This is a genomic window from Zemynaea arenosa (assembly GCF_004614185.1).
GTDB classification, from domain to species: domain Bacteria; phylum Pseudomonadota; class Gammaproteobacteria; order Burkholderiales; family Burkholderiaceae_D; genus Telluria; species Telluria arenosa.
In genome coordinates this window covers 1-8,463 of the sequence record NZ_SPVF01000003.1, presented here as the reverse complement: position 1 = coordinate 8,463, position 8,463 = coordinate 1, and the positions used below count along the sequence as shown (strand labels likewise).

General features: G+C 68.1%; 7 protein-coding genes and 1 pseudogene. 4 read left to right on the top strand and 4 right to left on the bottom strand.

The window, feature by feature from the left end:
* The coding region (locus tag E4L96_RS00100; protein ID WP_135205207.1) for a penicillin-binding protein 1A at window positions 1-2,429 on the bottom strand (2,429 nt) is incomplete at its 3' end.
* A 126-nt stretch (window positions 2,430-2,555) separates the two neighbouring features.
* Here E4L96_RS00100 and E4L96_RS00095 point away from each other — a divergent pair.
* On the top strand, window positions 2,556-2,990 hold the full coding sequence (locus tag E4L96_RS00095) for a YXWGXW repeat-containing protein (protein WP_135205206.1): 435 nt from the start codon (window positions 2,556-2,558) through the stop codon (window positions 2,988-2,990).
* Window positions 2,991-3,176: 186 nt separating this feature from the next.
* On the opposite strand, the gene E4L96_RS00090 is transcribed toward E4L96_RS00095, so the two are convergent.
* Both E4L96_RS00090 and E4L96_RS00085 read right to left on the bottom strand, forming a co-directional pair.
* Complete coding sequence (locus E4L96_RS00090; RefSeq protein WP_135205205.1) at window positions 3,177-5,039, bottom strand: patatin-like phospholipase domain-containing protein; 1,863 nt, start codon at window positions 5,037-5,039, stop codon at window positions 3,177-3,179.
* 112 nt (window positions 5,040-5,151) lie between these two features.
* Window positions 5,152-5,661, bottom strand: a complete 510-nt coding sequence (locus E4L96_RS00085; protein ID WP_135205204.1) for an outer membrane beta-barrel protein — start codon at window positions 5,659-5,661, stop codon at window positions 5,152-5,154.
* A gap of 176 nt (window positions 5,662-5,837) precedes the next feature.
* Here E4L96_RS00085 and E4L96_RS00080 point away from each other — a divergent pair, with 176 nt between their 5' ends.
* Window positions 5,838-6,056 (top strand): hypothetical protein, encoded by a 219-nt coding sequence (locus E4L96_RS00080; RefSeq protein ID WP_135205203.1) that lies wholly within the window; start codon window positions 5,838-5,840, stop codon window positions 6,054-6,056.
* Between the two features lie 2 nt (window positions 6,057-6,058).
* Here the strand turns inward: E4L96_RS00080 and E4L96_RS00075 are convergent.
* Window positions 6,059-7,335: pseudogene (locus E4L96_RS00075) on the bottom strand (chloride channel protein).
* Between the two features lie 214 nt (window positions 7,336-7,549).
* Here E4L96_RS00075 and E4L96_RS00070 point away from each other — a divergent pair.
* On the top strand, window positions 7,550-8,062 hold the full coding sequence (locus E4L96_RS00070; RefSeq protein ID WP_135205202.1) for a DUF305 domain-containing protein: 513 nt from the start codon (window positions 7,550-7,552) through the stop codon (window positions 8,060-8,062).
* Window positions 8,059-8,373 carry a hypothetical protein gene (locus E4L96_RS00065; RefSeq protein WP_135205201.1) on the top strand — a complete coding sequence of 105 codons (315 nt, stop codon included), beginning with the start codon at window positions 8,059-8,061 and terminating at the stop codon, window positions 8,371-8,373. Before E4L96_RS00070 ends, E4L96_RS00065 begins: the two co-directional genes overlap by 4 nt.
* The last annotated feature ends 90 nt before the right edge of the window (window positions 8,374-8,463 follow it).

The following is an 8,463-nucleotide window of genomic DNA, read 5'->3' as shown; positions in this document are numbered from 1 at the left end:
GGCGGAGCCACCGGCGCCGCTGACGGAGCAGGCGGCGCCGGTGGCGGCGGCGCGGAGGGCTCGGGCTCAGGCTCGGTCGGTTCCTCGTCCTCCAGCATCTGCTCCGCCTTCGGATGCAGGTCCTCCGGATTGACGATCACCCCATTCTCATCCTGCATGCTGCCCGCATCCTCCATGACCTCCTCGGTCTCCTCCTGCGGCCGCACCGGCGGCGGCGGACGCCCGCCCGGGAACATGGCCGCGGCATCGATCCGCTTGGCCTCCAGCGCGGACTTGAAGAAGTCGCCCACCAGCAGCAGTGCATTGTGGCCGCCCTGCCCCCAGTAGCTGGAGCGGATGGTCACGCGGTTGTCGTTGAAGCCGACCCAGGCCCCTGCCACCAGCTGCGGATGCATCAGGATGAACCACCCGTCCGTGTTGCGCTGGGTGGTACCGGTCTTGCCTGCGACATCGCCCGTCACGCCAAAGCGCCAGCGTACCGCGGTCCCGGTGCCGCGATTGACCACCCCGCGCATCATGTCCAGCAGCGCGGACGCGCCGGCCTGCGACATCGCGCGCTCCGCCGAATTGGGCCCGAACTGTGCCAGGATCTTGCCGTTGCGGTCCGTGATGCTGCTCACGAACTGCGGCTTGCGGTACTCCCCCTGGTTCGCAATAGAGACGTAGGCATTGGTCATCTCGAGCAGCGTGACCGGGCTAGTGCCCAGCGCCAGCGACGGCACCGCGGACAGCTTGCTGTCGCGGATACCCAGGTCGCGGCCCAGCTTCACGATCGCGGGCAGGCCCACGTCCTGCATCACCTGCGCGGTGATGGTGTTCTTCGACAGCGCCAGGCCATCGCGCATGGTCATCATGGCGCCAGTGGAGCCATGCATGTCGGTGGGGCGCCAGGTCACGCCGCCCATGCGGATGTCGGTGACCACGTCGCGGTACTGCTTATCGGGCGAGAAGCCCTTTTCGAGCGCCGCGCCGTAGACCACCGGCTTGAAGGTGGATCCGGGCTGGCGCTCGGCCTGGGCCACGTGGTCGAACTGGTCCTTCTTGTAATCGCGGCTGCCGACCCAGGCGCGGATCTCGCCGGTACGCGGGTCGATGGCCACGAAGCCGGATTCGAGCCGCGACTTGGAGGCGCGCAGCTCGCTCATGAAGTGGCCATCCGCGCGCAGGCGCTTGAGCACGGCCTTCGGCTCCTCGCCCGCGGCCACCGCCCGGCGATAGGCGCCGCTCTCGCGCACGAAGCTGTCCAGCAGGTCGCCGTGCGACTTCCAGAAGTAGTCGAACGGCTTCACGCTGGAGCGCATGCCGGTGAAGTCGCCGAGCGACGACGATTCGGGCGGTGAGGCCAGGCCCCACTCCACATCCGCGACCGCCTGCAGCGACGCGGCCTGCTTCTCGACCGCCTTCTGCGCCGCTTCCTGCAGGGCCGAGTCGATGGTGGTGTGGACCACCAGGCCGTCGCGCTGCAGGTTGTAGTCGTTTTCGTCGGCCCACGCGATCAGCCACTTGCGGACCATGTTGGTGAAGTGCGAATCGTTGTCGTTGTTGGAGGCGTTGGACAGGCGGGTGAAATGCAGGCGCAGGGGGCGCTTCTTGAGCTGGGCGAAGCGCGCCTGGGTGATCACGCCGTGCTTGAGCATCTGGCCCAGCACCACGTTGCGGCGCTCCAGCGAGCGCTCCGGGTTGGTGACCGGGTTGTAGTAGTTGGTCCCTTTCAGCATGCCGACCAGGGTGGCCGCTTCCAGGATGTCCAGCTTCGCGGCCGGTTTGCCGAAGTAGGTGCGTGCAGCCATCTCGATGCCGAAGGTGTTGTACAGGAAGGGCACCGTATTGAGATAGGCTTCCAGGATCTCCGGCTTGGTCAGGGTGGCCTCGATCTTGATCGCGGTGACCATCTCCTTCAGCTTGCGGTTGATGCTGCGCGAGCGGCCGATCTCCTCGGGGAACATATTGCGGGCCAGCTGCTGGGTGATGGTCGAGCCGCCCTGCATGTCGCCCTTGGCGGTGTAGATTAGCGCGCCGACCGAGCGGCGGAAGTCGATGCCGTGGTGCTCGTAGAAGCGGTGGTCCTCGGTCGAGATCAGGGCCGAGACCACGAACGGCGAGATCTGCTTGAGCGTCACGCGCTCCTGCAGACCCTGTTCGAAGCTGGAGAGCTGCTTGCCGTCAGCGGACACGAGCACCGTCGCGGTGGCGGTGCGGGCCTGCTTGAGGTCATCGCTGTCGGGGGTGAGCGGGATGAGGATCAGGACATACAGGAACAGTGCCATCAGCAGCACCGCCGCGCCAATCAGGCCGACCAGCACCACCCGCTGCCAGGGTGGGCGCGCCATCACATAACCGCTGGCGCGGCGGGCATGGCCGCCGAACGCGGTACGGAGACGGTCGCGCAGGCTTGAAAAAGCGTTGGAAGGCTGGGTATCGTCGGGCATGTCGGTGAGCGGTGATCGGGAGCACCGAGTATAGCCGACCGGACAACAGCTTCGCGTTCGCTGGCGAACAGACGCGCGGGTGCGGCGAAGTCAACAATGAGGGCACACTCTCACAAGGAGCACATCATGAAAAAACTGATCTTGAGTACCGCCCTCGCCGCCACCATCGGTGGCGCCGCCTTCGTGCCGCTGCAGGCCATGGCCGACACCATCATCGTGCGCATGGCGCCGCCGGCACCGCGCCACGAAGTCGTGCCCGCGCCACGCCACGGCTATGCCTGGGTGCCCGGCTACTGGAACTGGAACGGCCACCGCTACGTGTGGACGCGCGGCCATTGGGAGCGCGAGCGCGTGGGCTATGTGTACCACCAGCCCGAGTGGGTGCAAGAAGGCCGGCGCTGGCGTTTCAACCGCGGTGGCTGGATGCACGGCGAGCGCGCCGACCAGGTGGTGCGTGACCGCGATGGCGACGGCGTGCCCAACCGCGCCGACCGCGACCGCGACGGCGACGGCGTCCCCAACCGCGTGGACGACCGCCCCAACAACCCCTACCGCCAGTAATTTTCCCCACCCCAGCCGGGGTCAGGCCTCGCCCTTTTCGGGCGGGGTCAGGCCTCCCCCCATGTGCATAACCCGTTTTGCGAATGAAGCGGGTTGTGGATAACCGGCTGGGGTCAGACCCCTCTAGGGGAACGAGGCCTGACCCCGGTTTGAGGGGGCTCAAGCGGGGGGCGGAATTCGCTTGCCTTAGGTTTGGCGGGGGGTGACGGCGAGGGTGGGCATCGGCTCGGGGGCGCCTTTGCAGAGGTCGACCGTGGCGGTGTCCAGCGCGGCGGCGGTGATGGCATCCCAGAAGGCGAGGCCCTGCGTGCGTTGCTCGGCGCCGAGGCGGTAGCCGAGCGGCAGCTCGTGGCCGGCTTGCTGCCACAGCAGCTTGTACGAGGGGCTCAATGCGGTGCCGCGGAAGGCTTGCGCGGGCAGCAGCAGTTCGCGCTGCAGCAGCGCGGCCGTGCTGCGCATCCGCACCCAGCGGTGGTTCAGCCAGCCATTGTGCGCCAGCTCGGGGTCCAGAAAGTGGGCGATGACGGCGTCCGCCGCAGCGGTGCCACTGTCGCTCATCGCGGCAATCGCGGTCGGCGGCATGTTGAGATTCAGCCCGCCCTCTTGCTTGGTGTGCCGGATCTGTACCACGCGCTCGCGGTAGCCGGGCGTGCGCTTCAAGGCCTGGTCGCGCCAGGTGCGGATCGTCCGCAGGATGGCGCTGAAGAAAGCGCCCAGCGCGGGCTCGCCATCGCCCACCGCGACCGGCAAATATGGCGCGCTGATGCCCTCGATGTTCGAATGCGGCAGGAACACGCGCTCGCCCGGCGCGCTCTCCAGCGGCAGGTCCGGCTGCAGCGAGACGCCGAAAGTGGGCCGCGTCGGCAGCAGCGCATCGAAGAAATGGATCGGGAAGTTGCTGGTCAAGCCGCCATCCGTGAACCACACCGGCAGCAGCGCGGCCTGTCCGGTGGCGGCGTCGTGCCGCAGCCGGTACAGGCGTACGGCCTGCATCAGCAGAGGAAAGCTGAGGCTCATGCGCGCGGCCACCACCACCGGCAGCTGGTCCGCCACCGGCAGGAAGTACAGGTCGGCCTGCCCGGTGCCGAAGTGCGGATCGGCCGCCCGCAGTAGCGCGACCGTGTGCGACCGCTCCGGCTGGCGCGCATGCTTCATCATCCACGTCACGATCGGCGCGGGGAACAGGGCCTGCATGTCGGAGGCGCGGAACACCAGGTCATTGCTCGCATGCGGCAGCCGCTGCGCGCGCAGTTCGGACAGCCCGGTGGTCATCAGCGCCAGCTGGATCGAGGGCCGCGACCCTTCCAGGTCGCCGAAGGTCAGCGGCCGGTCGTCCGGCAGCCCGGCACTGGCCTGCACCAGCTCGTGCAGCCATTCGGTCAGCGCGGGCGGGCCCCCTTTCACCGTCGCCAGCCCGGGGCACACGCCGCAGCGGTTGCGCCGCAAGCCGATCACGCCCGTCCACCCGAATTGCACCGTGGCGCCCAGCAGCGTGCCGAGCGCAATCCACACCGCATGCCACGCGGCGCTCCCGACGATCTGCCACCACGGGCGCTCGGCCGCATGCCCCAGCAGGTAGGCCGAGAACAGATAGATCGACAGCGCCAGCACGAAGCCGAGAAAAGCGCCCAGCGGAAAGCTGCGCACCAGCCCCCACGCAATGCCCAGCAGCCGGCGCGGATGGCTGATGCGGTTGAGCGCCGACTCCAGCACGCCGAAATGACGCGCCAGCCCAGGCGCGGGCTGGAACAGCGAAAAAAGATTGGACTTGCCGAGCGCACTGGGCGCCATCAGCCATGCGGACAACGCGGCCAGCCGGTCAAAGGCGCCATCGTCCGCGCCCGGCCCGGTCCCGGCAGCGTTGCGCCGATACTGTGCCGCCGCTGCGGCAATGGCCGCCACGGCGCCCACGCTCGCCCCGCCGATCGAGCGCAGCGTAAAGCGCGTGGCCAGCCGGGCCACGAAACTCGGGTACACGACGCCCGAGGTCACCCCGCCTTCCATGACCAGGTCGCATTCAGTCGGCAGGAATTCGGGCTGCGTGGACAAGCGTCACCTCGGCGGCAGGACGGGACGCTTTCAGTGTGCCAGATTTCGGCACAAAAAAAAGGCCCGCCATGCAGGCGGGCCGGGGTCACGCAAGACTCAACGTCAAGGCCACTTAGAACGTGAAGGCGACGCCCACGGACAGATTGGTCGAGTCGCTGCTCGGGCGCTGGACTTCGGCGCGGCCGACGATGGCCGGGGTGAACGCATAGGTCACGCCCACGCCGTACAGGACCTTGTTGTCCGAGTCGCTGGCGCTGTAACCGGCCAGGGACGCCTTGGCCTTCAGGTGGTTGTAGCCCAGGCGGCCGTAGACGCTGAAGTTCTTCTGCAGCGGCACGATGCCCAGCACGGAGATGGCGGTCTGGTCGACCTTGGCGTCGACGTTGTAGCCGGCGAAGCGCACCGTGGTGTCGGCCAGGCGGCGGTAGCCCAGTTCCGCGGCGAAGTTCTGGTTGATCTGGTAGCCCAGGAAGCCGCCGTAGCTGGTTTCATGGCCGTCGTAGTCGTCCGCGGTCGAGCGGCCCAGGTCGGCACCGGCGTAGAAGCCCGGCAGGATGGTGTCGGCAGCCGAAGCTGCGGTCGCGAACAGCGCGAGCGCCGCGATGAGAGCGGTCTTTTTCATAGTGAAGCCTTTGTGTGAGTGCAAAAATAAAAAACCAGCCGTCAAATCTTGGCTGGAAGCAAGATTATCGCTGGTCTTTGCGATTCTGGCAAGCTTGTCTGAACAACTTAAATGTAACGGGCGTCGCCGGCGCGGCAGGATTCCGGTAACGTGCGAGCGCACTCCGGGAGGACAGCATGAGCACCCATCCAGCCGACGTCCAGATTCACGACCGGCGCGCGCCGTCCGGCCACCCGAACGAGCCCTTGCATGGCGCCGTCCGTGGCGGCCTCGACCGGCAGCAGCGCTGGGGCACCGCCGCCGCGGTCGAATATCTGCGCCACCGCAGCGTGCCGCCGCACGTGATCACGCGGGTGCTCGACCCGCGCGCGCCGCGCCGCCGCGGCGACCACTGACTCTAAGCGCCGCCCGGCAGGCGGGCCAGCTGGAAGCGCGCCAGTTCGCCATACAGCGGCGGACTCACCAGACGGGACACGAGGCTGGCCAGCAGTGCGCTGGTCATCAGGCTCAGCACCATGCCGTGCCCGTCCACCATTTCCATCACGATGATGAAGGCCGTCAGCGGCGCCTGCGTGACCGCCGCCAGGAACCCCGCCATGCCCAATGCGATCAGCTGCGGCGCCTGGACATGGTGCGCCAGCACGGCGACGTCGTTGCCGATGGCGGCGCCAATCGCCAGCGAGGGCGCAAACAGCCCGGCCGGGACGCCGGACCAGGTGGTCAGCCAGGTCACGATGAACTTGAAGCCGAGGTAGCCGAGCGGCATCACGCTCTGCCCTTCAGCATGGCGCGCGTGGTGCCGTAGCCGCTGCCGAAAGTGGCGCCGGCGGTCACCAGGCCGATCACGGGCACCAGCAGGCCGCAGCCGCTCGCGAACACGACCGGATGGCGGCGCCGCAACCGGGAGGCGAGATCACGTCCGTCGCCGCGCAGGGAGGCGATGGTCAGGCGGGAGAATACGCCGCCCAGCACGCCGGACAGCAGCGCCACGGCCAGGCCGGGCAGCAGCATGTTCCAATCCACGTTTCCCGCATGGATGACGCCGAAATAGGTGCCATTGCCATTGATGGACACCGCAATCAGGCCCGCCATGACGATCGCGGCGATCAGCAGGCCGCTGCTGCGCCGCTCCGGCGCGCGTGCCAGTTCCTCGATGGCGAACATGACGCCGCCGAGCGGGGTGTTGAAGGCGGCCGCGATGCCGGCTGCGCCGCCCGCGACCAGCAGGCTGGGCGCGCCGATGGCGGTGCGCCAGGGGATCAGGCGCCGTACCTGCAGCATGATCCCGGCCGCCACCTGCACGGACGGCCCTTCCCGCCCGGCGGACATTCCGGCCAGCAGGCCGCCGGCAGTGAGCGCGATCTTGGCCAGCGACAGCTTCACGGACACGAACAGCGAGCGCCCCGCCGCATCCACCTGCGGTTCCAGCGCGGCCATCACCTGCGGGATGCCGGACCCGGCCGCACCCGCAAACCAGCGCCGCGTGATCCACACGATCAGTGCGGCCAGCAGCGGCGCCCACACCAGCGGCGCCCAGCGCCACCAGCCGGCCAGCCCCAGGAAGGCGTCGAAGGCCCGTTCGGCCAGCCAGGTGAACAGCACCACCACCAGCCCCGCGATGACGGCGGCCAGGATCACGGCGGTGCGCTCCCACCAGAGACGCCAGTCGGCCATTTCGCGCTGGAGCGCGTCCTTGATGCGGTGGGGTTTGCTGCTGCGGGAGTTCATGGGTGCAACAAAAAGCCCCCCGTGGGACGAGGGGTGGAGGAAAGGTCCGCCTGGCGACGGACCTGGCTGATCTGGTGCGCCACCAGGCACGCCAAGACGATATATTCGCCCAAATATAAGTTTCGCGCAACCGGGCGCCCTTTTCGAGGAGAACTGAGCCATGAGCTACCGGCATTTTTTTGCGATGATCGCGGCCTCGACTGCCGACATGTTCGGCCTGATGTACTTGAACACCTATGAGGCCGCCCACGTGCATTTCAGCCAGACGCGCTTCTGGATGGCGCTGCTCATGGGCGCCGCGATGGGCGCTCTGATGATGGCGTTCATGTACAAGATGTATCCCAACAAGCGTCTGAATACCGCCATCCTTGGCGGCTGCGCGGCCGTATTCGCGGTGGCCCTGTGGCTGGTGCGCAGCCAGGCCACGGTGGATGACGTCAGCTACATGAAAGCGATGATTCCGCACCACTCGATCGCCATCCTGACCAGCGAACGGGCCGGCATCCGGGATGCGCGCGTGCGCCGTCTGGCCGACGGCATCATCGCCACCCAGCGGCGCGAGATCGGCGAGATGGAGCATCTGATCGAGGACCTCGAGCGCCCCAACCGGTCCACGGAACAGGAACCTGCGCGGCCTGGAGCAGCGAAGGCCCCAGCACCAGTGGCACCATGAGCGTGGCGATTGCGGGGGATGCCACGTACACCGGACCGTTCGTGCAGGTGACGGCCGAGTCACGGCTGGAGACCTTCGAGCCGATGTGGCGCGGCTGGCGGCGCGGCTGGGGGGACTGGGGCTTTCCCGAGACAGCCTTCGTCACGCACTACTCGGGGCGGGTAGTGGCCAACCTGGGCGGGCCGAACGGGGACCGGATGCGCTGCCGCTTCGTGCTGAGCGACCCGAGCGCGGGGCTCTCCGGTGGCGGCCAGGGCGAATGCCAGCTGGCCGCCGGGCGGCGGATCGATATTATCCTGAACCGGCGTTGAGGTGCGGCGGCCAAGACTCCCACGGCGCGCGGCGGCGTGGGGTGCGGGTATCCGCGCGAGCGAGGAGCGAGGTCGGAGCGGGCACGCGGG

What these genes read in the sequence shown, in the direction of transcription:
- E4L96_RS00080 (WP_135205203.1), top strand. Translation starts at nt 5,838, where the DNA reads ATGAGCACCCATCCAGCCGACGTCCAGATTCACGACCGGCGCGCGCCG.
- E4L96_RS00070 (WP_135205202.1), top strand. Translation starts at nt 7,550, where the DNA reads ATGAGCTACCGGCATTTTTTTGCGATGATCGCGGCCTCGACTGCCGAC.
- E4L96_RS00095 (WP_135205206.1), top strand. Translation starts at nt 2,556, where the DNA reads ATGAAAAAACTGATCTTGAGTACCGCCCTCGCCGCCACCATCGGTGGC.
- E4L96_RS00065 (WP_135205201.1), top strand. Translation starts at nt 8,059, where the DNA reads ATGAGCGTGGCGATTGCGGGGGATGCCACGTACACCGGACCGTTCGTG.
- E4L96_RS00085 (WP_135205204.1), bottom strand. Translation starts at nt 5,661, where the DNA reads ATGAAAAAGACCGCTCTCATCGCGGCGCTCGCGCTGTTCGCGACCGCA.